This window comes from Xanthomonas melonis (assembly GCF_020783655.1).
GTDB lineage: Bacteria > Pseudomonadota > Gammaproteobacteria > Xanthomonadales > Xanthomonadaceae > Xanthomonas > Xanthomonas melonis.
Map to the genome: position 1 here is coordinate 22,426 of NZ_JAJGQH010000004.1, position 26,570 is coordinate 48,995.

At 67.1% G+C, this 26,570-nt stretch carries 23 protein-coding genes and 1 other RNA gene; 11 read left to right on the plus strand and 13 right to left on the minus strand.

Annotated elements, in window-relative coordinates:
- Positions 1 to 228 precede the first annotated feature (228 nt).
- The 3 genes from LL964_RS05015 to LL964_RS05025 all read left to right on the plus strand — a co-directional run bounded on the left by LL964_RS05015 (position 229) and on the right by LL964_RS05025 (position 3,725).
- Entirely contained in the window at positions 229 to 981 is a 753-nt protein-coding gene (locus LL964_RS05015) for a SapC family protein (protein WP_104587215.1), read from the plus strand.
- Between the two features lie 13 nt (positions 982 to 994).
- Positions 995 to 2,035 carry a cupin-like domain-containing protein gene (locus LL964_RS05020; RefSeq protein ID WP_104587216.1) on the plus strand — a complete coding sequence of 347 codons (1,041 nt, stop codon included), beginning with the start codon at positions 995 to 997 and terminating at the stop codon, positions 2,033 to 2,035.
- A gap of 178 nt (positions 2,036 to 2,213) precedes the next feature.
- On the plus strand, positions 2,214 to 3,725 hold the full coding sequence (locus tag LL964_RS05025; protein WP_104587217.1) for a tryptophan halogenase family protein: 1,512 nt from the start codon (positions 2,214 to 2,216) through the stop codon (positions 3,723 to 3,725).
- A 30-nt stretch (positions 3,726 to 3,755) separates the two neighbouring features.
- On the opposite strand, the gene LL964_RS05030 is transcribed toward LL964_RS05025, so the two are convergent.
- From LL964_RS05030 to LL964_RS05040, 3 genes are all read right to left on the minus strand, one after another.
- A complete protein-coding gene (locus tag LL964_RS05030) occupies positions 3,756 to 4,766 on the minus strand; it encodes an MBL fold metallo-hydrolase (RefSeq protein WP_104587218.1) in 1,011 nt (336 codons plus the stop codon).
- 198 nt (positions 4,767 to 4,964) lie between these two features.
- Entirely contained in the window at positions 4,965 to 6,362 is a 1,398-nt protein-coding gene (locus tag LL964_RS05035; RefSeq protein ID WP_104587219.1) for a trypsin-like serine peptidase, read from the minus strand.
- Between the two features lie 422 nt (positions 6,363 to 6,784).
- Positions 6,785 to 8,167, minus strand: a complete 1,383-nt coding sequence (locus LL964_RS05040; protein ID WP_104587220.1) for an APC family permease — start codon at positions 8,165 to 8,167, stop codon at positions 6,785 to 6,787.
- Positions 8,168 to 8,343: 176 nt separating this feature from the next.
- Between LL964_RS05040 and LL964_RS05045 the strand changes: the two genes are divergently transcribed.
- From LL964_RS05045 to cydB, 8 genes are all read left to right on the plus strand, one after another.
- Entirely contained in the window at positions 8,344 to 9,108 is a 765-nt protein-coding gene (locus LL964_RS05045) for a LuxR family transcriptional regulator (RefSeq protein ID WP_104587221.1), read from the plus strand.
- A gap of 56 nt (positions 9,109 to 9,164) precedes the next feature.
- Positions 9,165 to 9,240, plus strand: a non-coding RNA gene (locus LL964_RS05050) — sX9 sRNA.
- A 125-nt stretch (positions 9,241 to 9,365) separates the two neighbouring features.
- Entirely contained in the window at positions 9,366 to 10,313 is a 948-nt protein-coding gene (locus LL964_RS05055) for a proline iminopeptidase-family hydrolase (RefSeq protein ID WP_104587222.1), read from the plus strand.
- A 177-nt stretch (positions 10,314 to 10,490) separates the two neighbouring features.
- Positions 10,491 to 10,676, plus strand: coding sequence for a hypothetical protein (locus LL964_RS05060; RefSeq protein WP_104587223.1), 186 nt, complete (start codon positions 10,491 to 10,493; stop codon positions 10,674 to 10,676).
- Between the two features lie 446 nt (positions 10,677 to 11,122).
- The gene (locus tag LL964_RS05065; RefSeq protein WP_104587224.1) at positions 11,123 to 12,184 is read left to right on the plus strand and encodes a pectate lyase family protein; all 1,062 of its coding nucleotides are present in this window, start codon (positions 11,123 to 11,125) and stop codon (positions 12,182 to 12,184) included.
- A gap of 464 nt (positions 12,185 to 12,648) precedes the next feature.
- Positions 12,649 to 14,037: an amino acid permease gene (locus LL964_RS05070; protein ID WP_104587225.1), complete on the plus strand. Its 1,389-nt coding sequence runs from the start codon at positions 12,649 to 12,651 to the stop codon at positions 14,035 to 14,037.
- 417 nt (positions 14,038 to 14,454) lie between these two features.
- A complete protein-coding gene (locus tag LL964_RS05075; protein WP_104587226.1) occupies positions 14,455 to 15,852 on the plus strand; it encodes a cytochrome ubiquinol oxidase subunit I in 1,398 nt (465 codons plus the stop codon).
- The gene (gene cydB, locus LL964_RS05080; protein WP_104587227.1) at positions 15,852 to 16,868 is read left to right on the plus strand and encodes a cytochrome d ubiquinol oxidase subunit II; all 1,017 of its coding nucleotides are present in this window, start codon (positions 15,852 to 15,854) and stop codon (positions 16,866 to 16,868) included. The genes LL964_RS05075 and cydB overlap by 1 nt, the downstream gene beginning before the upstream one ends.
- 101 nt (positions 16,869 to 16,969) lie before the next feature.
- On the opposite strand, the gene LL964_RS05085 is transcribed toward cydB, so the two are convergent.
- The 10 genes from LL964_RS05085 to LL964_RS05130 all read right to left on the minus strand — a co-directional run bounded on the left by LL964_RS05085 (position 16,970) and on the right by LL964_RS05130 (position 26,556).
- Positions 16,970 to 17,746: a carboxylesterase family protein gene (locus LL964_RS05085; RefSeq protein ID WP_425478158.1), complete on the minus strand. Its 777-nt coding sequence runs from the start codon at positions 17,744 to 17,746 to the stop codon at positions 16,970 to 16,972.
- Positions 17,747 to 17,842: 96 nt separating this feature from the next.
- A complete protein-coding gene (mgtE, locus tag LL964_RS05090; RefSeq protein ID WP_104587228.1) occupies positions 17,843 to 19,204 on the minus strand; it encodes a magnesium transporter in 1,362 nt (453 codons plus the stop codon).
- Between the two features lie 303 nt (positions 19,205 to 19,507).
- The gene (ptsP, locus tag LL964_RS05095) at positions 19,508 to 21,247 is read right to left on the minus strand and encodes a phosphoenolpyruvate--protein phosphotransferase (RefSeq protein WP_104587229.1); all 1,740 of its coding nucleotides are present in this window, start codon (positions 21,245 to 21,247) and stop codon (positions 19,508 to 19,510) included.
- A gap of 58 nt (positions 21,248 to 21,305) precedes the next feature.
- Positions 21,306 to 21,575 (minus strand): HPr family phosphocarrier protein, encoded by a 270-nt coding sequence (locus tag LL964_RS05100; RefSeq protein ID WP_104587230.1) that lies wholly within the window; start codon positions 21,573 to 21,575, stop codon positions 21,306 to 21,308.
- Positions 21,568 to 21,960 carry a PTS sugar transporter subunit IIA gene (locus LL964_RS05105; RefSeq protein WP_104587231.1) on the minus strand — a complete coding sequence of 131 codons (393 nt, stop codon included), beginning with the start codon at positions 21,958 to 21,960 and terminating at the stop codon, positions 21,568 to 21,570. The genes LL964_RS05100 and LL964_RS05105 overlap by 8 nt, the downstream gene beginning before the upstream one ends.
- Before the next feature lie 458 nt (positions 21,961 to 22,418).
- Positions 22,419 to 23,291 (minus strand): RNase adapter RapZ, encoded by an 873-nt coding sequence (gene rapZ / locus LL964_RS05110; protein WP_167395312.1) that lies wholly within the window; start codon positions 23,289 to 23,291, stop codon positions 22,419 to 22,421.
- A complete protein-coding gene (gene hprK / locus LL964_RS05115; protein ID WP_104587232.1) occupies positions 23,288 to 24,238 on the minus strand; it encodes an HPr(Ser) kinase/phosphatase in 951 nt (316 codons plus the stop codon). Before hprK ends, rapZ begins: the two co-directional genes overlap by 4 nt.
- Positions 24,235 to 24,693, minus strand: coding sequence for a PTS sugar transporter subunit IIA (locus LL964_RS05120; protein WP_104587233.1), 459 nt, complete (start codon positions 24,691 to 24,693; stop codon positions 24,235 to 24,237). The genes hprK and LL964_RS05120 overlap by 4 nt, the downstream gene beginning before the upstream one ends.
- Before the next feature lie 21 nt (positions 24,694 to 24,714).
- Positions 24,715 to 25,032: a ribosome hibernation-promoting factor, HPF/YfiA family gene (hpf, locus tag LL964_RS05125; RefSeq protein ID WP_011037930.1), complete on the minus strand. Its 318-nt coding sequence runs from the start codon at positions 25,030 to 25,032 to the stop codon at positions 24,715 to 24,717.
- An 87-nt stretch (positions 25,033 to 25,119) separates the two neighbouring features.
- Positions 25,120 to 26,556: an RNA polymerase factor sigma-54 gene (locus tag LL964_RS05130; protein WP_104587234.1), complete on the minus strand. Its 1,437-nt coding sequence runs from the start codon at positions 26,554 to 26,556 to the stop codon at positions 25,120 to 25,122.
- Positions 26,557 to 26,570 lie beyond the last annotated feature (14 nt).

Below are 26,570 nucleotides of genomic sequence, written 5' to 3' on the forward strand. Positions count from 1 at the left end.
GTGGTATGACCGCTGCTGCGTGCGGTGTCGATCGATCGCGCGTGAGGAGCGGCGCACGCGCATGCGTCTGCAGGCGCCCACGCGCTGCCGGAGGTCGCGGATGCTGCCCTGCGGCTTGCCGGGCGGTGCGTTTTTGGCAATGCTCGGTCCTCGGCGTGCGCAGCTGCGCAAGCGCGCGCGATCCTTTTCAATGCAGGCGTCCAGCGCAGACGGCTGCGGGAGCATGAGATGAGCCGATACGCCGTACTCAACAACGTGGCCCACCACGATCTGCGGGTGATCCTGCGCTTCGGCACCGAGTTCGGCGATGCCGTGGGCCTGGTGCCGGCGTTCGTGACCGAGTACGCCGAGCTGCAACGCGAATATCCGCTGTTCTTTCGCAAGGATCCGGCCACCGGTGGCTATCAGGCGGTGGCGTTGCTGGGCTTTGCGCAGGACGAGAACCTGTTCCTGCACGAAGGCCGCTGGAATGCGAGTTACCTGCCCGGCATCGTCGCCAAGGGACCGTTCCTGATCGGGTTTCAGGAACAACGGATCGATGGCGCGCTGGTGCAGGAGCCGGTGATCCATGTCGACCTGGAACACCCGCGGGTGAGCCGCAGCGAGGGCGAAGCGGTGTTCCTGCCGCAGGGCGGCCATAGCCCGTATCTGGAACACATCATCGGCGTGTTGCGCGGCATTCGCGAGGGTGTGGACGCGGGCCAGGCGATGGCGGCCGCGCTCGATGCGCAGGGACTGATCCAGCCGGTGCGGCTGGACGTGACGCTGGATGCGAGCCATGCCGCGCATCTGGACGGCCTGTTCGCCATCGATCGCGACCGCCTGGCCGCGCTCGATGCACAGGCGCTGGAACAGCTGCACCGGGCCGGGTATCTGGAAGGTGCGTATCTGATGCTGGCGTCGTTGCACAACGTGCGCCGGCTGATGGCCGAGAAGCAGCGTCGCCTGCAGCGCCTGCAGGCCGCCGCCGTGGCGGCTTAGGTCCGCCGATCGAATGGGCGGATTCGTGGCTTCCGTGCGTCCTGCTATGGCCATCGCCGAGCGCAGCGATGGCCGTCCGGGCGCGTTGCCGCTGGCCGAGCTGTGCGCCGCTGCCGAGCCGGTGGTGCTGCGCGGTGTCGCCGCCGACTGGGCGCTGGTACAGGCCGGGCTGCGTAGCGCCGACGAGGCGATGGCGTTGCTGCGCGCGCACGACACCGGGCGTGCCCTGCAGTATTCCTACGGTGGCCCGGAGATCGCCGGCCGCCCGTTCTACACCGACGACGGCAGCGCACTCAACTTCGAGGTGCGGCGCGGCACGTTGAGCGCCTTGCTCGACGCCATTGCGGCCCATCGCGACGACCCGCGACCGCCCACGTATTACCTGGCCTCGCTGCCGGTGGACGACAACCTGCACGGCCTGCGCGCGTGCAACGATCTGGACCTGGCCGCCAGCGGCGTCGTGGCGCAGCCGAGCATCTGGATCGGCAATCGCGTGACCGCGTCCTGCCATTACGATGCGCCCGACAACCTGGCCTGCTGCGCCGTCGGGCGACGCCGATTCACCCTGTTTCCGCCGCAGCAGGTGGGCAACCTGTATCCCGGCCCGCTGGAGCCCACGCCGGGCGGGCAGGTGGTGAGCATGGTGGATGTCGCCGATCCCGACCTGCAGCGGTATCCCCGTTTCGCCGATGCGCTGGAACACGCGCGCACCACCGTGCTGGAACCGGGCGATGCCTTGTTCATCCCGAGCATGTGGTGGCATCACGTGCAGGCGCTGCAGCCGTTCAACGTGCTGGTCAATTATTGGTGGAGCAGCGCGCCTGCGCAGTTGCCGGCAGCGATGCCGGCGCTGTACCACGCACTATGGGCCATCCGCGATCGGCCGTCGGCCGAGAAGGATGCCTGGCGCGCGCTGTTCGACTACTACGTGTTCGGGCCCGCCGAGCGCGCCGGCGAGCACCTGCCCGAACCGGTGCGGCAGGCGCTGGGTCCGGTCGACCCTACGCTGGCACGACAACTGCGTGCCATGCTGATCGGCCGGCTCAATCGCTGATGCCCGGCGCGGCATGCAGTGTGAGCGCGCAGACTGGCACCGGCTGTGCTGGGCGGCGGCGGAGTCGGCAATCGCAGCGCTGCGGTGTCGAACCCGTGCCCGCAGCGCATGCGCCAGCGCGGGCAGCCGGTCCCGGCGGCGTGTCGGCATCCCGTCATCGTTCCCACAGGAGTTCGCAGTGAACCGGATTCGCAAGGTAGTCATCGCCGGTGGCGGCACCGCCGGCTGGATCGCGGCATGCGCGCTGTCGCATCAGTTTCGCGAGTTGCTCGAGATCACGCTGGTCGAATCCGAGCAGATCGGCACCGTAGGGGTAGGCGAGTCCACCGTGCCGCCGATCCGGACCTTCCACCGTTTCCTGCAGATCGACGAACAGGAATTCCTGCGCGCGGTCGCCGGCACCTTCAAGCTGTCGATCTCCTTCGAACACTGGCTGCGTCAGGGCGACCGCTATATCCATCCGTTCGGCATCACCGGGCAGAGTACTCTGGTCTGCGCGTTCCACCATCTGTGGCTGGAAAGCCAGCGTCGCGGCATGCCCGGCAGCTTCGGTGACTACTGCCTGGAAACCGTGGCCTCGCGGGTGGACCGCTTCGGCATTCCGCGCGAGCCGGCGGTCAATTACGCCTATCACCTCGACGCGGCGCTGTATGCGCGCTTTCTGCGCGCGCGCAGCGAGGCCTGCGGGGTCCGCCGTATCGAGGGCAGGATCCAGCGGGTCGTGCTGCAGCCGGAGAGCGGCGATGTCGCCAGCCTGGTACTGGAGGACGGGCAGGTGCTGGAGGGCGAGCTGTTCATCGATTGCAGCGGCTTCCGTGGGCTGTTGATCGAGCAGGCGCTGCAGACCGGTTACGAGGACTGGAGCCATTGGTTGCCCTGCGACCGCGCCGTGGCGGTGCAGACCGAAGCGCTGGGGCCGCCGGTGCCGTATACGCGCGCCATCGCCCACGAAGCCGGCTGGCGTTGGCATATTCCGTTGCAGCATCGTGTGGGCAACGGCCTGGTATTTTCGAGCAAGCACCTGTCCGACGACGAGGCGCACGCCAAGCTGCTGCGCGAGGTTGCCGCCCCGGCGGTGAAGGAACCCTGGATGGTGCCGTTCCGCACCGGCCGCCGTCTCAAGGCCTGGAACCGCAACGTGGTGTCGCTCGGCCTGGCCAGCGGCTTCATCGAGCCGCTGGAGTCCACCAGCATCCATCTCACCATTTCGGCCGTGGTCCGGCTGCTGACGCTGTTCCCGGCCGATGGCATCGCGCCCTCGCAGGTGCAGCTGTTCAACGATGTCAGCCGCGCCGAGATGGAGCATGTGCGCGACTTCGTCACCCTGCATTACCACGCGACCCGGCGCGATGAGCCGCTGTGGCGGCAGTGCCGCGAGATGGAGCTGCCCGAATCGCTGGCGCTGCGCCTGCGCGCATGGCGCGAACGCGCGCATGCCTGGCAGGGCACCGACGAGCTGTTTCGCGTCGATTCCTGGACCCACGTGCTGATGGGCCAGGGCCTCATGCCCGAACAGCATCACCCGCTGACGCGCGCGTTCTCCGACCATGATCTGCAACGGCTACTCGACGGCATTGCCGTGCCGATCCGGCAGGCAGTGGACCAGCTGCCGTCGCAGCAGGCGTTCATCGAACGGTATTGCAAGGCAGGCGCGCAGGTCTGGGGTGCGCGTGCGCCGGTTCCGGCCTGAGCATCACCGCATCCGATGCGGCCGCTGCGTCTACAGCCGCATCAGATCCTTGCCCACCACGATCGGGCCGCTGTAGTGCCTGCGTGCGCCCTCGCTCCACATCGCATCGGTGATGGAGGCATCGCCGCCGGGCACGAAGTGGTTGAGCACCAGCATCCTGACGCCGGCAGCAGCGGCAATCCTGCCGACCTGCTCGCTGGTGGAATGGCTCTTGAGCAGGTGATCGAGCAGGGTAGGGGCGTTGTCGTCGGTCTCGAGCAGCTTCTTCAGCGCCGGTAGGTGCATCACCTCGTGCACCAGGATGTCGGCGTCCTTGGCGAAGTCGGCCAGTGCCGGCAGATAACGCGTGTCGCCGGAAAACACCACGCTGCGGTCGCGCGCCTGGAAGCGGTAGGCGAATGCCGGTGCGAGCGTGTAATGATCCACCAAGGTGGCGGTGACCTCGACCTGGTCGTTCTTCAGCACGCTGCCGGGCCGGTCGAATTCGTGCACCTGGATCAGTGGCCTGAATGCCGGGCGGCCTTCTTCGCGCATGCGCGCGTCGATGTCGATGGCATTCATCTCCACGAAGGCGTCCATCATCCTGCCGATGCCCGGCGGGCCATACAGGTGCACCGGCGTCTGCAGGCCGCTGGCCCAGGCCAGCCACACCACATTGAGCAGGTCGGCGTTATGGTCGGAATGATGGTGGGTCACGAAGATGTCGCGCAGCGCAGGGAGCTGGATGCCGGCCTTGGCCAACTGCTGTGCCACGCCATTGCCGCAATCGATCAGATAGGGTTGCCCATCGATCACCAGCGCGTTGGCGGCGGCAGCGCGCAACGGCGACGGTGTCGGCCCCCCCTTGGTCCCCAGCAGCACCAGCACGCTGCCTTCGGCCGGAAAGCCGGGTTCCGGAGCCCTGGCCGCATCTGCCGGTTGCGCGTGTCCGGCACCGGCCCGCGACGCCGCGACCAACGGACCGACCGCCATCGACGTTGCCGTAGCCAGCGCCAGCCGCAGCAGCGTACGGCGGGAGTGCGGTCGGGAGGGTACGGACATGGCGGCTCCAGGGGCGTGGCGGGAGCATAGGGTAGCGCCGACACGCCGCACCGCATTGCGGTGACCAAACGTGGCAGGCTGCACGGCCTGCCGTGTTCGCGCTGCCGGCCCGCAGCGTGCGCGGTGGCAAGGCATCATCGCGCACGCTGCGATCGCACGTGGCAGGCAAGCCGATCGCCTGCCACGTGCATCGGCCGCTTACTGCCCGAAGAAGCTCGAGATCGAGGAGTACACGTCCGAGAAACGCGAGTAGTAATCCGGATCGCTCTGCGCGGTGCAGAACGAGTAGCCGCCGTACAGGCCGCCGCGCAGCTGGTACGCACCGCCACTGGCGATGGTGAACAGGCCCGAGCCCGAAGAACCGCCCTCGGTGACGCCATCGCTCCAGACCACCCGATACAGCGGGCTCTTGCCGTCGATGGAGGTGTTGAGCGCATTGACCGTGCCCAGCGAATACTTCTTGACGTCGCCGGACGGGTGATGGATGCCGACGATCGATGTGCTGGTGGAAGCGATCGCCGCGCTGGTCCAGGCGGCGTAGAACGCCCCGCTGGGCGGTGCGGTCTTCAGTTCCAACAATGCGGTGTCACGCGTGCTGTTGGCATGGCGCAGGAACGCGCCGCCGCTGAGCGTGGTCGCCTGCGGGCTGACGGTATTGCCATTGCAACGCGCCGCGTCGTAGAACCAGTAGGTCTGCAAGGTGTTGGCCACCGTCTGGTTGCTGATGCAGTGCGCCGCGGTCCAGAACAGGTTGCGCTTGGGCGTATTGGTGTTGTTGAGCAGCGTGCCGGTGCACAGGAACGAGCCCTGGCTGGTGGTGAACACCATCCGTGCCACCGCCTTGGACGCATTGGTGAAGCCTGCAGTGGGGTTGGTGCGGCACATCACGTCGTTCTGACAGGCATCGCTCTCGCCGATGGCAATGGTCATCATGTCGCGCGTGCTGGCGGTGGGGCTGATGTCCAGATGCGACACCTGCGGCACGCTCAGGCTGAAGTTTTCCGGATACAGGCCTGCGGGCAAGGAGATTTCCACCAGCAGGTTTTCGCCGCTGACCGTCGGCGACCAGCCGATGGCATCGCCGGTGGTCACGAAGCTGGCGCCGGACTGCTCGAACACGCGGCCGTCGTCACCGGCAAAGCGCAGCGTGACCCTGGACGGGTCGCCCGGCGTCGCGCCGGCGCCACGCAGGACAAGTGCCGCACGCAGCGCAGCGGCCTGCGCCGAGCCGAGTTTCAAGGTGGCAACGCGCGAACCGTCGCCTGCCATCTGCCAATCCAGCTTGGCCAGGTTCACCGACGGCTGCTTCAGTGCGCGCGAGAAGCCGATCTGCAGCGGTTGGCCATGTTTGACCTGCGCGACGCGCCGCTCACGTACGCGGCCGAGTTCCTGGCTGGTCGGCGCCGCCAGTTGCGCCACACGCGTCGGCACGATGCCGCCCCGCAGCGCGGCCGACTGCAACGACGCCCCGCCCAGCTTGGCCGCCTGAGGCGCCGAACTCACCGGTGCGGCGTCCATTTCGGTAGGCGGCGCTGCCAGCGCAGAGCCGGAAACAGCCGAGAACAGCGCCAGATACAACGCATTCTTGCGATTCATGGATAGTCCTTCTCGTCAGGGAACAACGGGCTGCGGCGGGGGCCACAACCCGCGGCGCCATCGTTGGCGCTCGACGAGACTAGCGAATGTACAAAAATGAATATGTGCTAACTATCTCGTTCGGAGATAAGTTATATGCAAAAATACATTACCGATTTGGCAAGGCGGCAGATGGCAGTATCGCGACCGTACGGCTCCGGCGTACAGCGCATTGATGCGTGCGCAGCACTGGTGGCAGGCCACAGGAGCGGGCGTGATGCGTGGGCGAATGAGAGCGTCCGGCTGCGTCGAACGCAGCGGTGACGGCGCACCTGTGATGCGGCGATCGGCTGCAGCTGCGCAGTGTCGGCGCGCGTTGGCAGCGTGGCCTGCTGGCTGCCTGCGCGAGTGTCTTGATCGATGTGCCGGACGGGCGGCCGCGGTTATTCGCGTGCGTCGCTGGCGCGGAAGTGGGTGGAGCGACCGCTATGCTTCAGGAATGCCAGCACGGCCACACCGATGCACATCCATGCCACGCCGCCGAGTTGCGCGTGCCGGTCGGCATTGATCAGCACATAGCTCAGGATCACGATGCCGATCGACGGCACCAGACCATGCAGCACGATGCCGGCGCGTCGACGGAAGTGCCAGAGCACGGCGATATGCAACAACACGAAGGCGCTCAGCGCGCCGACGTTGCATAGCGACGACAACAACGCGATCTGGCCGACGAACACTTCCCCCAGCACCATGCTCAGCGCTGCGACAAGCAGGATCGCGCGCTGCGGCACTGCGGTGCGCGGATGGATGTGGCGCAGGAAGGCCGGCAGCTGACGATCACGTGCCATGGCGAACAGCAGGCGCGAGGTCGCCGCCTGTGCGACCAAGGAATTGGCGATCGCCGCGCTGATGGCCACCGTCAACGCGATGACGATCTGCAGCCATGGCCCGGCGATCAGCCGCCCGATTTCGAAGAAGGCATCGTTGGACACCTGCGCATCGGGATAGCGCTGCAGGTTGGGCTGCAGCAATGCCGCCAGCCAGGTCTGCAGCACGAACAGGCCGGCCACCAGCACCAACGCCAGCAAGGTCGCGCGGCCGACCACGCGGTTGCCACCACGGGTTTCCTCCGACAGCGTGGAGATCGCGTCGAAGCCCAGGAACGACACCACTGCGACCGACAAGGCGCTGAAGATCAGCTGCGGCGAGAATGCTTGCGGGTTGTAGAACGGGCGCAGGCTCCAGTGCGCGCCGTTGACGCCGCGCTGGATGGCCAGGGTCGCCAGCACCACGAACAGCGCCAGCACTGCTAGTTGCGCGTACAGGAAAAACCGGTTCGCGCGTGCGGTGGTTTCGATGCCGCGCAGGTTGACCACGGTGTTGAGCACCACGAAGAAGGCGATCCACGCCGGCTGCGGCACGGAGGGAAACACGGTATGCATCGCATTGGCGCCGACCACGTACAGCAGGGTCGGCACCAGCAGATAGTCCAGCAGGATCGCCCACCCGGCCAGGAACCCCATGCCGCTGCTCAATCCGCGCCCCACATAGGCATAGACCGAGCCGGCCACCGGGAACGCCTGCGACATCTGCTGGTAGCTCAGCGCGGTGAACAGCATCGCCACGAAGCCCACCAGATAGGTCAGCGGCACCATTCCCGCGCTGATGTCGAATACCCCGCCGAAGATCGAGAACGGCGCGGTGGGCACCATGAACACCAGCCCGTAGATCAGCAGATCCTTCAGCGTGAGCTGGCGCCTGAGCTCCTGCGCATAGCCGAAGCGTTCCAGCGCGGCCGCGTCGTCGCGGCGTGGGGTATCGGTCATGCAGGTGTCCGCTGTGAGGGGGGCCGGGGCCGCGCGCGTCGCCTTGCGAACGAAGCCACCGCTGCGCGACCGGCATTGTGACGATAATGTGGCCGCCGCACCCATCCACTGGTAAAAATGCTAGGTTTTCCGTGCTGGATCCCTTCCAGTGCGCTGGTTTTCCGCGAAGGATACCCATGTTCGACTCACTGGCCAGCCTGGGCCACGATCTGCAGGCACGGCATACGCTGGATGCCTGTCTGGACCGGGTCTTTGGCGACATCAGCGCGCTGGGTTTCCAGTCGCTGGTGTACGACTACGCGCCGGTTCCACTGAGCATCGAGGGCGCGCTGATCACGCCGACGGTGTTCATGCAGCGCAATGCCCCCGGCGACATGCAGGACGTGTGGTGCGCGCACGGCTACTACCAGCACGATCCGGTGCAGCAGCGCGCGACGCGGCGTACCACGCCATTCGTCTGGTCCTACCGCAACGACGGCGGCGCCTCCGGGGTGGAGTATGTCGGCGGGCAGCACCGCCAGGTCACGCGCTACCTGTGCGACAGCGGCATGGCAACCGGTGTCACCGTGCCATTGCATCTGCCGGGCGGCGCATTCGCGACCTTCAGTGGCGCGGTCGACGCCGCGGCGGCCGAAGCGCCGCGCCTGGCCGAGGCGCAGCTCTCTGCGTTCATGCTGATTGCCCACGCCTTCCAGGCACGCGCGCAGGAGCTGCTGGACCCGCAGGAGCGTCGCTGTCACCACATCGTGCTGACCCGGCGCGAGCGCGAATGCCTGCACTACTCGGCCAAGGGGCTCACCGCCAAGAGCATCGCTGCCGCGCTGAATCGGTCCACGGCCACGGTGAACCTACACCTGAATTCGGCCGCGCGAAAACTGGGCGCACGCAACCGGGTCGAGGCGGTGGTGCGGGGCATGCACTACCGGTTGCTGGAGCCTTAGAGCGACAAGACGACTGCGCTCCCCGCCCGGCGGGCGCGGCCGGTGCCCGGATCGGCATGTACCGCTCGTCCACTGCGGTTCCTGCGCGCCGTCCACACCCGCCTGACGACTGCTCGCGACGTGTTGCTGGCCGCTCTTCGGCCGCTCGACCGCCGCCGGGCACCGGGCGCCGCAAACCTGGGAGATTTGCCAGTACACGCGGAGCGGCATGCCCGCTAGGCTCGCTGGTCATCATTGCCGCACAGCAGGCGCAGGTCATGCAGTCCACCGAAGGTTACGTCGAGTTCCGCGGCTACCGCACCTGGTACCGCATCACCGGCGACCTGCGCAGCGACGCCTGCCCCCTGGTGGTGTTACACGGCGGGCCCGGTTGCACGCACGACTACGTCGACAGTTTCAGGGATCTGGCTGCCGGTGGCCGTGCGGTGATCCATTACGACCAGCTCGGCAATGGCCGCTCCACCCACCTGCCCAACGCCGATCCCGGCTTCTGGACGGTGGGGCTGTTTCTGGACGAGCTGCAGACCTTGATCACGCACCTGGGCTTGGCGCGGTACGCATTGCTGGGGCAGTCGTGGGGGGGCATGCTGGCGGCCGAGCATGCGGTGCGGCGCCCGGCTGGCCTGTGCGCGCTGGTGATCGCCAATTCGCCGGCGTCGATGGGGCTGTGGCGGGCCGCAGCATTGCGGCTGCGCGCCGAACTGCCCGAGCCGGTACAGGCGGTACTGGACGAACACGAGGCGGCGGGGACACTGGACCATCCGGCCTATCGGGCTGCCAGCCAGGTGTTCTATGCCCGCCACGTGTGCCGCGTGTTGCCCTGGCCCGACGAGGTGGCCCGCACCTTTGCCGCCATCGACGCCGATCCCACCGTGTACCACGCCATGAACGGGCCGACCGAATTCCACGTGGTGGGCAGCCTGCGCAACTGGAGCATCATCGAGCGCCTGCACCGCATCAATGCGCCCACGCTGGTGCTTTCGGGCAGGTACGACGAAGCCACTGCGGAAACCGTCGAACCCTACGCACGCCTGATTCCGGATGCGCGCTGGCACGTGTTCGCGCAGTCCAGCCACATGCCGCACGTGGAAGAACGCGTGGCCTGCATGCGGCTGGTCGGCGATTTTCTCGATGACCACACCCCGTGGGCCTGCAGCGAGGTGGCCGGCACACGGGCACTGGCCAGCCCCAGCCGCACGATCTGAACCGAGCAGGCGGACGCGCCGCTGCAAGCTGCAGGCCGGTGCGCGCAGCGGGTTGGCGAACACGCCCGCCAGCATGTCCTGCTGCGTTCTGCGCACTGGTAGGCCTCGCGCGCTTGGGCAAGGCGATGATCGCGTCTGCGGCCCGCCTTGGGGGGGGCAGCTGCCGGCGGGCGGCCAGTGGCGATCATCGCCGACGTGCAGGGTCGTTGGGTGGATCGACATATCGGCGTTTGGTTCGCCTCGCTGCTGCGTGGCGCAGGTACGAAGCGGCCGCGCAGCAGCGCCGGTAAGCGCAGCGCACAGGTGCGCGACCGTGCGCGCGCAACAGGCGCAACGGTGCATCCGGTTACCGACATGGCCTGAGCGAGCGATGCGTCATTTGCGTATCGCCGGGCTGGTTGCGATGCAGCCTCCGCGGTCGTCGTCGCCTCAGCGCAGCTGACGAAACCACTGCGCTCGCCGCCAGGCGGGGAAGGGCGACTGTTGGCCGTGCTTGCTTGCAGCTGCTGCGGTACGACGGCAGTGCAGCTTGAAAGACGCATGCAGTTCTTTCGGGTGGTGGCGGCAATGCGTCGATCCTGCGGGCGCCAGCGTGCGTTGCGCCGGTGTCCTGTCCCTGCTGTCCCATGCTGTCTCTTTTGCATGTCCTGCAAGGAGAACACCGGGGTACGTCAAAGTTTCAAAGATGGATAATTGTTTTCTGTTTCAAGGCGCGCGAAGAATGCAGCCCCCCACGTAACGCGTTGTCGTCGCCATTGCCACTGCGCAGGCGCGACGCAGCGCTCATCGACTTTTTTGGGAGAGGCTGCATGACTAGCAAGATGCTCCAGGGCGCGCTTGCGCTCGCACTGTCCGCCTGCGCTGCCGGCGCGATCGCCGGGCCGGTCGGATACGGCGCCGCCACCACCGGTGGCGGCAACAAGACACCGGTCAACGTGGCCAGTTTCGAGGCAATGCAGGCGGCGATCGATGGTTACTCCGGCAGCGGTGGGCTGGTTCTCAATTACACCGGCAAGTTCGACTTCGGCACCATCAAGAATGTGTGCGCGCAATGGAAGCTGCCGGCCAAGACCGTGCAGATCAAGAACAAGAGCAACATCACCATCAAGGGTGCCAATGGCTCGGCGGCGAACTTCGGCCTGCGCGTGGTCGGCGATGCGCACAACGTGATCATCCAGAACATGACCATCGGCCTGCTGCAGGGCGGTGAGGCGGCGGACTCGATTTCGCTGGAAGGAAACTCCAGCGGCGAGCCATCCAGGATCTGGATCGACCACAACACGGTCTTCGCGTCGTTGACCAAATGCTCGGGCGCCGGCGATGCCTCTTTCGATGGCGGCATCGACATGAAGAAGGGCGTGCACCACGTCACCGTGTCCTACAATCATGTCTACAACTATCAGAAGGTCGCGCTCAACGGCTTCAGCGATAGCGACAGCAAGAACTCGGCGGCGCGCACCACCTATCACCACAACCGCTTCGAGAACGTGGAGTCGCGCGTACCGTTGCAGCGGCGCGGCCTGAGCCACATCTACAACAACTACTTCAACAACGTCACCACCTCCGGCATCAATGTGCGCATGGGCGGGGTGGCCAAGATCGAATCCAACTATTTCGAGAACATCAAGAACCCGGTGACCTCGCGCGACAGCAGCGAGATCGGCTATTGGGACCTGATCAACAACTACGTCGGCGGCGGCATCACCTGGAGCACTCCGGACGGCAGCAAGCCCTACGCCAACGCCACCACCTGGATCAGTTCGAAGGTGTTTCCGGAACCGTTGGGCTACATCTACACCGTCACCCCGGCCGCGCAGGTCAAGGCCAAGGTGATCGCCACCGCAGGCGCAGGCACGAACCTGGCGGAGTAAGCGTCGGCGTCGCGCATCACCACAGATCCCCGGCAGCGCCGGGGATCTTTTCAATGCGGCAGGCAGGCCCGCGGGGCGCCGCGCGTGCGTGGAGGGGAGCTTGGCTTCGACCTGCCCGCGCAGGTCGTACAGGCAGGCCTGTGCCTCGTCGCCGGGCAGAGCCGGTGGCCGCTTGTGCAGCGCCGCGATAGGAGGGGCGCGACACAAGCGTGGCTTCAGGTCGCCATGCGACTGCTGTTCAAGGCGTGGACGTGATCGCCAACGTCTCTGCCGGTGGGTGTGCACCGCAGCACAGCGGAGCGGCGGTGTGCGCCGGACACGGCGTGGCGCGGTCGTTGCCAACCGTCGCGCCTGGCCTGGCGGCGTTGCCCCGCCTTCGCCTGTCCCAGGCCTCGACGTCAAGAGGCGCGATGGGCGCCGCGACGCGGTATCGTGTCGGGCTACCACCTTTCCCGATTCCTTCCATGTCGCTTCCGACCGATCCTGTTGCCCAGAACGCTTCGACCGCCGCGCCCGCCTTGCGCCACGCGCTGAAACCGCGGCAATTGATGATGATGGGCCTGGGCACTGCGATCGGTGCCGGGCTGTTCCTGGGCTCGGGCGTTGGCATCCAGAAGGCCGGGCCAGCGGTACTGCTGTCGTATCTGATCGCCGGTGCGCTGGTGATCATCGTGATGAACGCGTTGGGCGAGATGGCGGCGGCCAAGCCGTCCAGCGGGGCGTTCTCGGTGTATGCCGCCGATGCCATGGGGCCGACCGCCGGCGCCACGGTGGGCTGGCTCTGGTGGTTTCAGGTGGTGGTGGTGATTGCGGCCGAGGCGGTCGGCGCGGCCGGGTTGCTGGCGTCGGTGTGGCCCAGCCTGCCGGTTCCGTTGCTGGCATCGCTGTTCATGGCGGTCTTCACCGCGATCAACCTGCTGGGTGTGCGTAACTTCGGCGAGTTCGAATTCTGGTTCGCCATCCTCAAGGTGGTGGCGATCGTGGTATTCCTGCTGATCGGCTTCGCTCTGCTGGCCGGCTGGCTGCCCGGCGTTGCCTCGCCGGGCGTGGCCAATTTCACGCAGAACGGTGGCTTCGCCCCCAACGGCCTGGCCGGCGTCGGTGCTGCCTTGCTGGTGGTGGTGTTCGCCTTCGGCGGCACCGAGATCGTGGCCGTGGCCGCTGCGGAAACCGCCGACCCGGGCCGCAGCCTGGCGCGCACCATCCGTACCGTGGCCTGGCGCATCCTGGTCTTCTACATCGGCTCGATCAGCGTGATCGTGGCGGTGGTGCCGTGGACCAGTGCCGCACTCGGCTCGCCGTTCGCGGCGGTGCTGGACGTGGCGCGCATTCCCGGCGCGGCCACCGCGATCACCCTGGTGGCGGTGGTGGCGTTGTTGTCGGCGCTCAATGCCAACCTGTACGGCGCCTCGCGGATGATCTTCTCGCTGGCGCAGCGTGGCGAAGCGCCGCACTGGTTGAGCAGGACCAGCAAGGAACAGGTGCCGTTGGCGGCAGTGGTTGCCAGCGTACTGTTCGGTTTCGCCGCAGCGGTGCTGGAACTGCTGTATCCCACCAAGGTGCTGCCGATGCTGCTCAACATCGTCGGTGCCACCTGCCTGCTGGTGTGGACGATCTCGCTGCTGTCGCAATTGATCCTGCGTGCGCGTGCCGATCGCGCCGGCGTCGCGTTGCCGTTCCGCATGCGCGGCTATCCGTTCCTGACCGTGCTGGCCTTGGCGATCCTGGCGATGATCTTCGTGCTGCTGGCCCGTTCGGCAGAAACGCAGGTGCAGTTCCTGTCGATGGTCGGGCTGACCGTCGCCATTGCGCTGGTCAGCGAAATCGCCCGGCGCATCCGCCGCACGGTGTGACGGCACCAGCACCACGTGAGGCAGCGCTCCGCGCTGCCGCTCGCCGGCCCGCGTGTCTCAAGCTTCGGTGGCAACGCACCTGCCGGAGCCGGAAGCACCCGATGGCCACCAGGAGGCAGGTACAGGCCGGTTGCAGCGTGCGGGCATCATTGCATGCGCCTGCACGAGCAACCGTCGCGTCTGCCGTCTCCGGGCAGCGGATACGGGCGGACGCCGTTGTGGCAGAAAACACATGTTGCGTTACACAGCAGGCGTAGCATCCCGATGCAGGAAGGCCGCGACGGTTCGACGCAGATGCGACGCCGTGTCGCATCGGGAACCGAGGCGGGCGTCCTTATCATGACGGCGTAGCGCAGGCGAAGGCGGTCGATCGACCGCCGATGCGCCAACGGTCCACTCACTCCTGGAGGGTTCTCCATGGACGCCCTGTTGTTGTCGCGGATCCAGTTCGGGTTCGTCATCGCGTTCCACGTGCTGTTCCCTGCGTTCACCATCGGGCTGTCCAGTTTGCTGGCGTTCCTCGAATGGCGCTGGCTGCGCACGCGTCTGCCGGTCTGGCGCGAGCTGTACTTCTTCTGGCAGAAGATCTTCGCCGTGTCCTTCGGCATGGGCGTGGTCAGCGGCATCGTGATGGCGTTCCAGTTCGGCGCCAACTGGCCGGAGCTGAGCCGCATCGCCGGGGGGGTGATCGGCCCGTTGTTGAGCTACGAGGTGCTGACCGCGTTCTTCCTCGAAGCCAGCTTCCTGGGCGTGATGATGTTCGGCTGGGGGCGCATTTCCGAACGCCTGCATTTCCTCGCCACCTGCATGGTGGCGCTGGGGACCTTGTTTTCCACGTTCTGGATCCTGTCCTCCAACAGCTGGCTGCAGACGCCGGCCGGCTACGAGGTGATCGATGGCATCGTGCACCCGGTGGCGTGGCTGCAGATCATCTTCAACCCGTCCTTCCCGTACCGTCTGGCGCACATGGCGCTGGGATCGTTCATCACCACCTGCTTCGTGGTGGGTGCGGTGGGCGCGTGGTATCTGCAGCGTGGCGTGCACCGCGAGGCGGGCCTGCACATGCTCAAACTGGCGGTGGTGTTCGCTGCGATCACCGTGCCGCTGCAGATCGTGGTTGGCGATATGCATGGTCTGAACACGCTCGAGCACCAGCCGATGAAGATCGCCGCGATGGAAGCGCACTGGCATGAAGGCGAGCCGGGCGAGGGCGTTCCGCTGGTGCTGTTCGCCTTGCCCGATGCGCAGGCCGAGCGGAATGCGTACGAGCTGGCGATTCCGCGCCTGGGCAGCCTGATCCTGACCCATAGCCTGGAGGGCAGCATTCCACCGTTGACCACGGTGCCGGCGGCCGAGCGCCCGCCGGTGATGCCGGTGTTCTTCGCCTTCCGCATCATGGTGGGGCTGGGGACCTTGATGCTGCTGGTGGCCTGGGTGTCTGCGTTCGCGTGGTGGCGCGGCCGCCTGCTGCAGTGGCGCTGGCTGCTGACGGTGTGGCGCTGGATGCTGCCGAGCGGTTTCGTCGCGCTGCTCTCGGGCTGGTTCGTCACCGAGATGGGCCGGCAGCCCTATGTGGTCTATGGGCTGCTGCGCACCGCCGATGCGGTGGGCCCGCAGTCGGCCTGGATGACCGCGATCTCGTTGGCAGTCTATGTGGCCGGCTATGCGTTCGTGTTCGGCTGGGGCATCTGGTACCTGGTCAAGATCGGCAGGATCGGGCCGACCCCGCACGACGCGCCGCAGCTGGATCACGGTGAACATACTCCGGCGCGACCGCTATCGGCCGCCGACGAACCCATCGACGGAGCGGTGTGATGGACATGACGAGCGTGTTGCCGGTGGCGTGGTTCGCGGTGATCGGCTTCGGTGTGCTGATGTACGTGGTGCTGGACGGCTTCGTGCTCGGGATCGGCATCCTGGCGCCGTTTCGCCGCGACGAACAGCAGCTGGATCTGATGATGAACACCGCCGCGCCGATCTGGGACGGCAACGAAACCTGGCTGGTGCTGGGCGGGGCGGGCCTGCTGGCGGCCTTCCCCAAGGCCTATGCGGCGATCCTGTCGGCACTGTATCTGCCGGTGCTGCTGATGGTGATGGCGCTGGTGTTCCGTGGCGTGGCGTTCGAGTTCCGTTTCAAGGCGCAGCGCTCGCGGCGGCTGTGGAGCAACGCGTTCGCGGCCGGATCGATTCTGGCCACCTTCGCGCAGGGCGTGATCCTGGGGGCGCTGGTGCAGGGGCTGCCGATCGAGAACGACCGGTATGTCGGCGGCGTCTGGGGGTGGTTCAGTCCGTTCGCGATGCTGACCGGTGCGGCGTTGGTGTTCGGCTACGCGCTGCTCGGCAGCACCTGGCTGATCCTCAAGACCGACGGCCATGTGCAGCAGCTGGCGCGCCAACTGACCCGGCCGCTGACCATCAGCGTGTTGATCTTCATCGGGCTGGTCAGCGCCTGGTTGCCGTCGTTGCAATCGCACGTGATGGAACGCTGGTTCACCGGCGCACATTACCTGTGGCTGATGCCGGTGCCGCTGCTGGTGGCCGTGGTGGGGATCGCATTGTGGCGCGCCAGTGCGCCCGGGCAGCCGGATACGCCACCGTTCCTGCTGGCGATGGGCTTGTTCGTGCTGGGCTTCGTCGGCCTGGTACTGGGCATGTGGCCGTATCTGGTGCCGCCCATCTACACCATCTGGCAGGCGGCGGCGCCGCCGTCCTCGCAGGCGTTCGCGATGGTGGGCCTGGTCATGCTGCTGCCGCTGATCCTGGGCTATACGGTGTGGTCGTACCGCGTGTTTCGCGGCAAGATCACTGCCGACACCGGCTATCACCACTGACGCGGCGAACGCGACGTCGCCGGCAGGGTCGGGTGATGTGGATGGCGCGCCCGGAACCGGCGTGCACGCATACCGCTGCCGGGTCCGGGCAGCGGCCGTCCTCAGTGCAGCCGCTGTTTGAACATCCACTCCCACATTGCCGGGTCCGCGTAGGTCGCGTCCCAGGCATTGTGGTTGCCGTCGGGATACTCGCTGTAGCGCAGGTTCGCACCCACGCCCTTGCCCGCGCGGTACAGCGCGCGGTCGTCGTGTGGCGGCACCGAATCGTCGTTGGCGCCATGGAACATCCAGATCGGCACGTGCTTGAGCTGGGTGACCGCCGCGGTATACGGGTCGGCTTCCTTGGCGACCAGGCTGACATAGAGCGTGCGGCGTTCCTCGCGCGGTGCCTTCAGCGCGCCGCAGATCGGCACGATCGCCGCGAAGCGCCGCGGCTGCATCAAGCCGATCTCCCAGGCGCCGTAGCCGCCCATCGACATGCCGGTCAGGTAGGTGCGCTGCGGATCGGCCGCGAACTCCGCACTGGCCGCATCCAGCGCGGCGATCGCCATGCGCGCGTTGATTCCCAGCCACTCTTCGTTCTCGGGAACCTGCGGCAGCACCACCAGCGCGGGGAACCGGTCGGCATGCGCGCTCAGATAGGGGCCGAGCCCGACCTCGGCCTGATCGCGGCCGTTGTCGCCGCGCTCGCCGGAACCATGCAGGAACAACACGATGGGCCGTGGCTGCGGCGCCTTGGCCGCCGGCACGAACACCTGGTACCGATACAGGCGACCTTCCATCTGCAAGGTGCGGGTGACGAAATGGCCGCTTCGTCCATCGCCGGGACCACGCATGCTCGAACAGCCGGCGAGCGCCAGCGCCAGAAGACCCAACATCACGTAACGACCGATCACGCACGCCTCCCGCATCAATACAGGCCTGGAGTATCACGCATATGGCGCGTCTGTCGCGTCGCGGCGATGGGGGCCGCCTCAGCGCAGCAGGATCAATGTGGCCAGGCCGAGGAAGCTCAGAAAGCCCATCACGTCGGTCAGCGTGGTCAGGATCACCCCGCCGGCCAGCGCGGGATCGAAGCCCAGGCGTTTGAGCGTCACCGGCACCAGGACGCCGCCGAAGGCGGCGGTCAGCATGTTCACCGTCAGGGCGGTGCCGATCACCAGCGACAGCATCGGTTGGCGAAACCATGCCAGCACGATCAGGCCGAGCCCGACGCCCAGGCACAGGCCGTTGATCAGCGCCACGGTGAGCTCCTTCTTGAGCAGGGTCATCACGTTGGACGAGCCGATCTGCCCCAGCGCCAGGCCGCGCACCATCAATGCCAAGACCTGGGTTCCGGCGTTGCCGCCCATGCCGGCCACGATCGGCATCAGCGCCGCCAGCGCCACCAGCTTCTCGATGGTGCCTTCGAACTGGCTGACCACGCTGGACGCCAGGAACGCGGTGCACAGGTTGATGCCCAGCCAGATCAGGCGGCGCCGGAACGCGCGCCGCGCCGGGCTGAACATGTCCTCGTCCTCGTCCAGACCGGCGGCGCTCAAGGCCTGGTGCTCGGCCTGCTCGCGGATGATGTCGACCACGTCGTCGATGGTGATGCGGCCGAGCAGGATGTTGTTGTCGTCCACCACCGGCGCGGAGATCCAGTCGTGGTCGGAGAAGCGGCGTGCCACTTCGTCCGAGCCGTCCCCCACGTCGATGGCCGGCTGCTCGTCGTCGATCAGCCGGTTGACCGGGGTGCTGTCCTCGTGGGTGACCAGCGCTGCCAATGGCACGCGGCCCAGATACTGGTGGCGACGGCTCACCACGTACAGGTGGTCGGTATGATCGGGCAGTTCGCCGCGCAGGCGCAGGTAACGCAGCACCACATCGACATTGACGTCGGCGCGTACCGTCACCACGTCCGGGTTCATCAGGCGGCCGGCGGTGTCTTCCGGATACGACAGCACCTGTTCGAGCCGTTCGCGGTTCTCGCGATCCATCGACTTGAGCACTTCGTCGATGACGGTGTCGGGCAGGTCTTCGACCAGGTTGGCCAGGTCGTCGATGTCCAGGTCTTCGACCGCAGCGACGATCTCGTCCGGATCCATGTCGGCCAGCAGGCTTTCGCGCACTTCGTCGCCGACGTGCAGCAGCACCTCGCCATCGTCTTCTGGATCGACCAGCCCCCACACCACTTCGCGCTTGCCCGGCGGCAAGGATTCGAGCAGGTTGCCGATCTCCGCCGGCGCCAGCGTATTGACCAGCCGGCGTACCGGCCCCAGGCGTCCGCTATCCAGCGCGTCGGACAGCAATCGCAGCTGGCGCGCGGTCTTGTCGTGGCGGACGGCTTCGGCCATGCGCGGCTCCCTGGAAGAGTGGGCGCGCCGTCAGTGGAAGACGCGGTGCTGGGTCAGCACGGCATTATCGCTTGCGCACGGTGACGAAACATACAGTGTCGGCGCGCTTGCGGACGGTCGATGGGGCGCCGCCGGCTCGCCGGCGCGCTTGGCAAACGCTGCATGCCGCAACGACGCTCCCAAATTGGTCCGTCGGTAGTGACTGGGTGATTGAGTGCCGGGTCGATGATCGGCGCGGCGCCCCCATCCGCCCTACGGGCACCTTCCCCCGCAAACGGGAGAAGGAGGTGCAGCTGCGCTGTCCTAGCTGCTTTTGCCGCTGCAGCCGTGTGCGATGGCTGCCAGCCATTTCTCGATACCCTTGCGGTCGCGCGCGCGCAGCAATTTTTCGCCGTGCACACGCAGTTCGCCCAGATGGCTGTCGCGAATGGCGCGGCGCACTTCCAGCAGGGTGCCCGGATGCAGGCTGAATTCGGTGAGCCCCAGCGCCAGCAACATCGGCGCGAAGCGTGGGTCGCCGGCGATCTCGCCGCACACCGCCACCGGCTTGCCGTAGGTGCGCCCGATGGCGATCACCTGCGCGATCAGGCGCAGCACCGCCGGGTGCAGCGGCGAGTACAGCTCGCCCAGCGCTTCGTTGTTACGGTCCACCGCCAGCAGGTACTGCACCAGATCGTTGGTGCCGATCGACAGGAAGTCGATGTCGTCGATGAAACAATCCAGCGCCAGCGCCGCCGCAGGCACCTCGATCATCGCACCGAGCGGAATATGCTCGGCGATCTCGTGGCCCTCTTCGCGCAGCTGCGTACTCAGTTTCTTCAGCTGCTTGCGCAGCAACTGGATTTCCTCGCGGCCGCTGACCATCGGCACCAGGATGCGCACCGGCCCGTAGCCGGAGGCGCGCAGGATGGCGCGCAGCTGCGCCTGCGCCACCGCCGGCCGGGCGAGCGACAGCCGCACCCCGCGCAGGCCCAGTGCCGGGTTGTCCTCGTCGCTCAGTGTCAGCCCGGTGCGGTCGGCCTTGTCGGCGCCCAGGTCCAGCGTACGGATGGTGACCGGGCGGCCGCTCATGCCCAGCACGGTATCGCGATAGGTCTGGAACTGCTCGTCTTCGTCGGGCAGCTCGTTGCGCTGCAGGAACAGGAATTCGGTGCGATACAGCCCCAGCCCGCTGGCGCCCAGCGCGTGCGCGCTGGCGACGTCTTCCAGCGATTCGGCGTTGGCGAGCAGGGTGATGTCGACGTTGTCGCGCGTGCGCGTGGGCTTGGAGCGCAGGCGCCCGAGTTCGCGCTGTTCCTTGGCCAATGCGCGCAGGCGTTCGCGGTAGTCGCGCAGGTGTTCGGGCGTGGGATCGACGATCACCTGGCCGGAGCCGGCATCGACGATCAGCACATCGCCATCGTCGATCCGCTGCAATGCCTCGCCAACACCCACGACCAGGGGCAGGTGCAGGCTGCGCGCCAGGATCGCGCTATGCGACAGCGCGCTGCCGGCAGCGGTGACGATGCCGACCACGCCCTGGGCCTGCAACTGCGCCAGTTCGGACGGCGCCACGTTGTCGCAGACCAGGATCTCCCCGGCCACGCCCTTGAGGTCGGGGGCGCGCTTGTGCAGGAACGCGTGGATGCGGCCGATGACATGGTCCAGATCGTCCATGCGGCTCTTGAGGTAGGCGTCCTCCATGCCGTCGAACACCGCCGCCAGCCGGTCGCGTTGCACGCACAAGGCGTAGTCGGCGCTGTAGCGGTGGGTACGAATCAGCTCGTCCAGACCCTGCAGCAGTTCGGGATCGTCCAGCAACAAGGCGTGCAGCTCGAGAAACTCGCCCACCTCGCGCGCCAGCGCACCATGCAGCCGATCGCGCAACTGCTGCATCTCGCCGCGGGCCGCGTCGATCGCTGCATGCAGCCGCTGCAATTGCGTTTCCACCTGGCTGGCGGGCACGCGTTGTTCGGCCACCTCCAGCGCGTGGCTCTGGCGGACCCGTGCGCGCCCGAGCGCATTGCCGCGCGCGGCGCCGTGTCCGCGCAGGCGCACGCTCATGCGTGCCCCCGGCGCGATCGCGCCGTGCCGGTCGTAACGGCACCGACGCCGCGCATGCTCAGCTGTCCTCGTCGAAACGACGCTCGAACAGGTCCACCAGGGCTTGCAGGGCCTCGGCCTCGTCTTCGCCCTCCAGCCGCACCATCACCTTGGTGCCCTGGCCGGCGGCCAGCAGCATGACGCCCATGATGCTCTTGGCATTCACTTCGCGGCCCTTGGCCGCCAGCGTGGCGTTGCTGCGATAGGACGACAGCGTCTGCACCAGCTTGGCGGTTGCCCGCGCATGCAGTCCGAGTCGGTTGGACACAATGAGTTCGCGTTCAAGCATCGTCGATGATCGCTCCGTTGCGGGTACCTGCCGCCGCGGTGGCGGGCAGCTCCTGCAAACCTTGTTCGGGGTAGTTCATCACCCGCAGCAGCATCGGCAGACTCAGGGCGGAGACGCGGCGCACCGGTGTGCCGAGCCTGGCCAGGCGGCTGGCGAGATTGCTGGGGCTGGCGCCGTACAGGTCGGTCATGACCAGTACGCCGTCGCCGCCGTCGACCCGCCGCATCGCCGCCGACGCCTGGGGCAGCAAGGCATCCAGGTCTGCATCGAACGGGACGTCGAACGCTTCGGTCTTCAGCGGCAAATGCCGCAACAGCCCCGTCGCCACGTTCAACAACGCTGCGCCGATGCCGGGATGGGTGATGAGGAGAATGCCACAGGCCATGTCGAAACGTTAACAGGTCGGCATGACTGCGCGATAGCGTTTGTCCGCACCGAAGTGTTGCGAACTGAATAGCCGTTTAGAAGTGCTGCAGCCGAAGCGGCTGCAGCATATGTCGCCATCGTGTCGTTGCATGCGTGGCCCTGATCCGTGACGTCTGCAGCGTCGGCGGTGCGGCCCACGTCTCAAGCGAGCGCTGCCTTTCATGCGATGGCGGGCAGGGCACTGGAACCATGCGTGGCGGAGACACCGACGCATGGCTTGTGACGGCGCCAGCGCATCGATCGTGCAGTGTTGCGTCAGCTACAGCGCTGTCGGACTGCGCAGCGTCCACCACACGCCAGCCACTCGCAAGCGATCGCAACCTGAGGCCAGCAAGCATGACGTCCTCAACCTAGGTGCAGCACGCTCACGTCGCAGGATGCCGCTTCAACGATTCCCGATTCCCGAATCCCCGCCCCTCAATCCTGCTCGCGATGAAACGTCGCCACCTCTGGCCAGCCCTGCGTGCGCGCGTGCTGGGCCAGGCGTTCGGCCATGTAGACCGAGCGGTGCTTGCCGCCAGTGCAACCGAAGGCGATGGTCACGTAGCTGCGGGTGTCGTTGCGCAGCCGCGGCAGCCAGGTATCGAGCAGATCCACGATCTGCGCGCTGTATCGCTGCACGTCGGCCTCGTTGTCCAGATACTCGCGCACGCCGGCATCGCGGCCGGTGAGCGGGCGCAGCTCCGGGTCCCAGTGCGGGTTGGGCAGCACCCGCGCATCGAACACGAAATCGGCCTCGGCCGGCACGCCGCGTTTGTAGGCGAACGATTCGAACAGCAGCGACAGCCGATCATGCGAGCCGAGCGCGAACTCGGTCACCACGCGGCGGCGCAACTGATGCACGTTGAGCGCACTGGTGTCGATGATGGCGTCGGCCTGATCGCGCAGCGGCTCGGTCAACTGCCGCTCGCGGGTGATCGCTTCGGGCAAGGCCAGGCCGAGATGGCTCAGCGGGTGGCGGCGACGGGTGTCTGCATAGCGCTTGATCAAGGCTTCGTCGCTGGCCTCGAAGAACAGCAGGCGGGCCTCGATGCCGTACTCCTGGGCGGACTGGCGCCACTGCGCGAGCTGGGTCAGGTCGCTGCGGCTGCGCACGTCGATGCCGACCGCCAACCGCTGGTCGCCCAGCGGATTGCCGCGCAGGCGGCTGCGCACGAAGTCCGGCAGCAGCTCCACCGGCAGGTTGTCCGAGCAGTAATAGTCCAGGTCTTCGAAGGTCTTGAGCGCGACCGATTTGCCCGAGCCGGACAACCCGCTCACGATCATCAGCGAGGAGGGCGAGGTGCTCATGGCGTGCGTCGCTCCAGCAGGTTGCTGTGGCGCGCGATGAACATCGCCGCCGGGTCGATGCCCTTGGTGCGCAGGATGTGCAGCCGGGTGGCCGCCTCGGTCAGCACCGCCAGGTTGCGCCCGGGCATCACCGGCAGGGTGATCAGCGGCACGTCCAGATCCAGCACGTGGCGGCTGCCCGAATCGCCGGTCAGGCGCTCGTAGCCGGATGGCGTGGGCTCGGTCATCGGCCGGGTCAGGTGCACGATCAGGCGCAGGTACTTGTTCTTCTTCACTGCGGTGTCGCCGAACATGTCGCGCACGTTCAACACGCCCAGGCCACGCACCTCCAGCAGGTCCTGCAGCAGCTCGGGGCAGGTGCCGTCCAGCACGTCCGGTGCGATCTGGGTGAACTCGGGCGCGTCGTCGGCCACCAGACGGTGACCGCGGCTGAGCAGTTCCAGTGCCAGCTCGCTCTTGCCCGAGCCCGCTTCGCCGGTGATCAGTACGCCGATCGAATAGATCTCCATGAACACCCCATGCAGGGTGACCCGCGGCGCCAGCGTGCGCGCCAGATGGTAGGAGAGGTGGTTGAGCAGCTCGTGGCCGCGCTTGGGCGAGATCCACAGCGGGGTGTTGGATTCGTCGGCCGCCGCGCGCAGGTCTTCCGGGCACGACTGGTTCTTGCTGATCGCCAGCGCCAGCGGCTGCACCTGGATGATCTTCTCGATGGTTTCCCAGCGCTGGCGCGCATCCAGCGAATCCAGCCAGGCCAGTTCCTCGCTGCCCAGGATCTGCACCTTGTTGGGGTAGATCACATTGAGGTAGCCGGCCAGCGACGGGCGGCGGGCATTGTTGCTGCCGGCCTGGATCTCGCGGTGTTCGCCTTTCTGCCCGGCCACCCAGCGCAGCGCCAGCTTGTCGCGCTGCTGGTCGAACAGTTCGCGTGCGGTGATGGCGGTATTCATGCCGCGCTGGCCTGCGCTGGCGGCGTGTCGCCGAGCAGGGCCAGCAAGGTCTGCGCATCGGGCGCCTCGCGCAGCTGTCGCCGGAACCCCGCGTCGGAGAAGCGTTCGGCCAGTTCCGACAGCAGCATCAGGTGCTGATGGGTGTAGTGCGCCGGCACTGCCATGGCGAACACCAGATCCACTGGTTCATCGCCGCCGAACGGCACCGGGGTGTCCAGCCGCAGCAGCGCGCCGCGCGGTTCGGTGAGGTTGGAACATCGCCCATGCGGAATGGCGATGCCGTGGCCGATGGCGGTACTGCCCAGGGCCTCGCGTTCGCACAGGTTGGTGTAGAGCTCGTCTGCGCCGGCCTGCGGGCAGGACAGCAGCTCGGCGGCGACGCGCAGGACGGTGTCGCGATCGGCGGCCGGCGACACCACGGTGCGCACGGCCGCCATCAGATCGGTTAAGGGCATGAGGGCATCAAGCGGGAAGCGTCATGCGGGATTGTCGCGCACCTCGCGTGCGTGGTGGTTACATTTCTTCTCTTTGTGTTTCAGGACCAGCCGGTCGAGCTTGTCCACCAGCAGGTCGATGGCCGCATACATGGTGGAGCCGCTGGCATCGGCGTGCAGGGTGCGGCCGGGGAGGTTGACGGTGGCGACCACGTGATGGTCCGGTTTTCGGACGGCCAGCTGGGTGCGGACTTCGCAGTGCTGGTCGAAATGGCGCTGCAAGCGCTGCAGCTTGCTTGCCACGTAATCCCGCAGGGCGGGCGTCACTTCAAGCTGGTGGCCATACGTCTCGATGCGCATCGGATACCTCCATTGGTCGGTGGGCCAATGAACCGTTCCGGTGCTCCGACAAACCCGGCACGCGCCGGCGTTGCGGTGGTTGCAACGTCAGGCGATGCGCACGCGTTCGTGGGAGGCGGAAATGTTCATGGCCTCACGATACTTCGCAACGGTGCGCCGCGCCACCGGGACGCCGGATGTTTTCAGCAGTTCGGCAAGCTTGGCGTCAGACAAGGGTTTGCGCGGGTTCTCTGCCTCGATCAGGCGCCGGATCATGGCCTGGATGGCGGTGCTGGAGGCCTCGCCCCCCCCGTCGGTGTCGATGCCGGACGCGAAGAACGAGCGCAGTGCGATAGTGCCGCGGGGCGTGCGCACGTACTTGCGCGCGATCGCGCGCGAGATCGTGGACTCGTGCAGGCCGAGTTCGCCGGCGATCTCGCGCAGGGTCAGCGGCCGCAGCGCCTGCGCGCCGAACTCCAGGAAGCCGGCCTGGTGCTGCAGCAGGCAGCGCACCACCCGCAGCAAGGTCTCGCCGCGGGCCTCCAGGCTCTTGAGCAGCCAGCGCGCCTCCTGCAGCTGCCCGCGCAGATAGCCGGCATCGGACTCGCCGCAGCTGCGGATCAGGTTCTCGTAGCCGCGATGGATGGTGACCTTCGGCTGCGCGCGTCCGGCCAGCGCCGCGCGCCAGACACCGCGCTGGCGCCAGATCACGCAATCGGGCACCACGTAGGTGTCCTGGGCCAGTTCGCCGATCTGCTTGCCCGGGCGCGGGTCCAGCGAGCGCACCAACTGCACCGCCTGCTCCACGTCGGCGGCCGAGCGTTTGAGTTCATGCGCCAGGCCGGCCACGCCGCTGCGCGGCAGCCGTTCCAGCGGGCCGGCCACGATCTGCAGCGCCAGCTCGCGGCCCGGGGTGGCGGGATCGAGCACCGCCAGCTGCAGCGCCAGGCACTCGCCCAGGGTGCGCGCGCCCACGCCCACCGGGTCGAAGCGCTGGATCTGATGCAAAACGGTGAGGACTTCTGCCTCATCGACCGCGGTGCCCAGCGCCAGGGTGTCGAGAATGGCCGACAGCGGCTCGCGCAGGTAGCCGTCTTCGTCCAGCGCATCGATCAGGGTCGCTCCGATCTGGCGGTCGCGCGGCGACAGCGGCGACAGGTGCAACTGCCACAGCAGATGGTCGGCCAGGGTCTCCGATTCGGCGACGCGCTCGGCCGCATCGCCGGTGTCGTCGTCGTCGAAGCTGCCGCCGCTGCCCGAGCCGGTCCACTGCAGTTCGTCCTGCGACCAGTCGTCGTCGCGCTCGGCGGGCGGGCTGTCCTCGTGTCGGCTGTCCTCGCCGGTCGGGGATGCCGCGTCTGCAGGCGGCTCGTTCGCCGCCTGGACGGCTTCGTCGGCCCATTCCAGCAGTGGATTGGTCTCCACCGCCTCGGCGATCTCCAGTTCCAGTTCGGTGGTGGACATCTGCAATAGCTTGATCGCCTGACGCAACTGCGGCGTCATGACCAACTGCTGTCCTAGCGATGTCTGGAGCCGGGCTTTCATGCGGGCGCTGACTG

Bases quoted from the DNA above. Each gene is read 5' to 3' on its own strand.
- LL964_RS05020 (WP_104587216.1), top strand. From the start codon at position 995: ATGGGCGGATTCGTGGCTTCCGTGCGTCCTGCTATGGCCATCGCCGAG.
- LL964_RS05100 (WP_104587230.1), bottom strand. From the start codon at position 21,575: ATGCTTGAACGCGAACTCATTGTGTCCAACCGACTCGGACTGCATGCG.
- LL964_RS05075 (WP_104587226.1), top strand. From the start codon at position 14,455: ATGGACGCCCTGTTGTTGTCGCGGATCCAGTTCGGGTTCGTCATCGCG.
- LL964_RS05120 (WP_104587233.1), bottom strand. From the start codon at position 24,693: ATGCCCTTAACCGATCTGATGGCGGCCGTGCGCACCGTGGTGTCGCCG.
- LL964_RS05130 (WP_104587234.1), bottom strand. From the start codon at position 26,556: ATGAAAGCCCGGCTCCAGACATCGCTAGGACAGCAGTTGGTCATGACG.
- hpf (WP_011037930.1), bottom strand. From the start codon at position 25,032: ATGCGCATCGAGACGTATGGCCACCAGCTTGAAGTGACGCCCGCCCTG.
- LL964_RS05065 (WP_104587224.1), top strand. From the start codon at position 11,123: ATGACTAGCAAGATGCTCCAGGGCGCGCTTGCGCTCGCACTGTCCGCC.
- LL964_RS05105 (WP_104587231.1), bottom strand. From the start codon at position 21,960: ATGGCCTGTGGCATTCTCCTCATCACCCATCCCGGCATCGGCGCAGCG.
- ptsP (WP_104587229.1), bottom strand. From the start codon at position 21,247: ATGAGCGTGCGCCTGCGCGGACACGGCGCCGCGCGCGGCAATGCGCTC.
- LL964_RS05045 (WP_104587221.1), top strand. From the start codon at position 8,344: ATGTTCGACTCACTGGCCAGCCTGGGCCACGATCTGCAGGCACGGCAT.
- LL964_RS05035 (WP_104587219.1), bottom strand. From the start codon at position 6,362: ATGAATCGCAAGAATGCGTTGTATCTGGCGCTGTTCTCGGCTGTTTCC.
- cydB (WP_104587227.1), top strand. From the start codon at position 15,852: ATGGACATGACGAGCGTGTTGCCGGTGGCGTGGTTCGCGGTGATCGGC.
- LL964_RS05030 (WP_104587218.1), bottom strand. From the start codon at position 4,766: ATGTCCGTACCCTCCCGACCGCACTCCCGCCGTACGCTGCTGCGGCTG.
- LL964_RS05015 (WP_104587215.1), top strand. From the start codon at position 229: ATGAGCCGATACGCCGTACTCAACAACGTGGCCCACCACGATCTGCGG.
- hprK (WP_104587232.1), bottom strand. From the start codon at position 24,238: ATGAATACCGCCATCACCGCACGCGAACTGTTCGACCAGCAGCGCGAC.
- LL964_RS05040 (WP_104587220.1), bottom strand. From the start codon at position 8,167: ATGACCGATACCCCACGCCGCGACGACGCGGCCGCGCTGGAACGCTTC.
- LL964_RS05055 (WP_104587222.1), top strand. From the start codon at position 9,366: ATGCAGTCCACCGAAGGTTACGTCGAGTTCCGCGGCTACCGCACCTGG.
- LL964_RS05070 (WP_104587225.1), top strand. From the start codon at position 12,649: ATGTCGCTTCCGACCGATCCTGTTGCCCAGAACGCTTCGACCGCCGCG.
- rapZ (WP_167395312.1), bottom strand. From the start codon at position 23,291: ATGAGCACCTCGCCCTCCTCGCTGATGATCGTGAGCGGGTTGTCCGGC.
- mgtE (WP_104587228.1), bottom strand. From the start codon at position 19,204: ATGGCCGAAGCCGTCCGCCACGACAAGACCGCGCGCCAGCTGCGATTG.
- LL964_RS05085 (WP_425478158.1), bottom strand. From the start codon at position 17,746: ATGTTGGGTCTTCTGGCGCTGGCGCTCGCCGGCTGTTCGAGCATGCGT.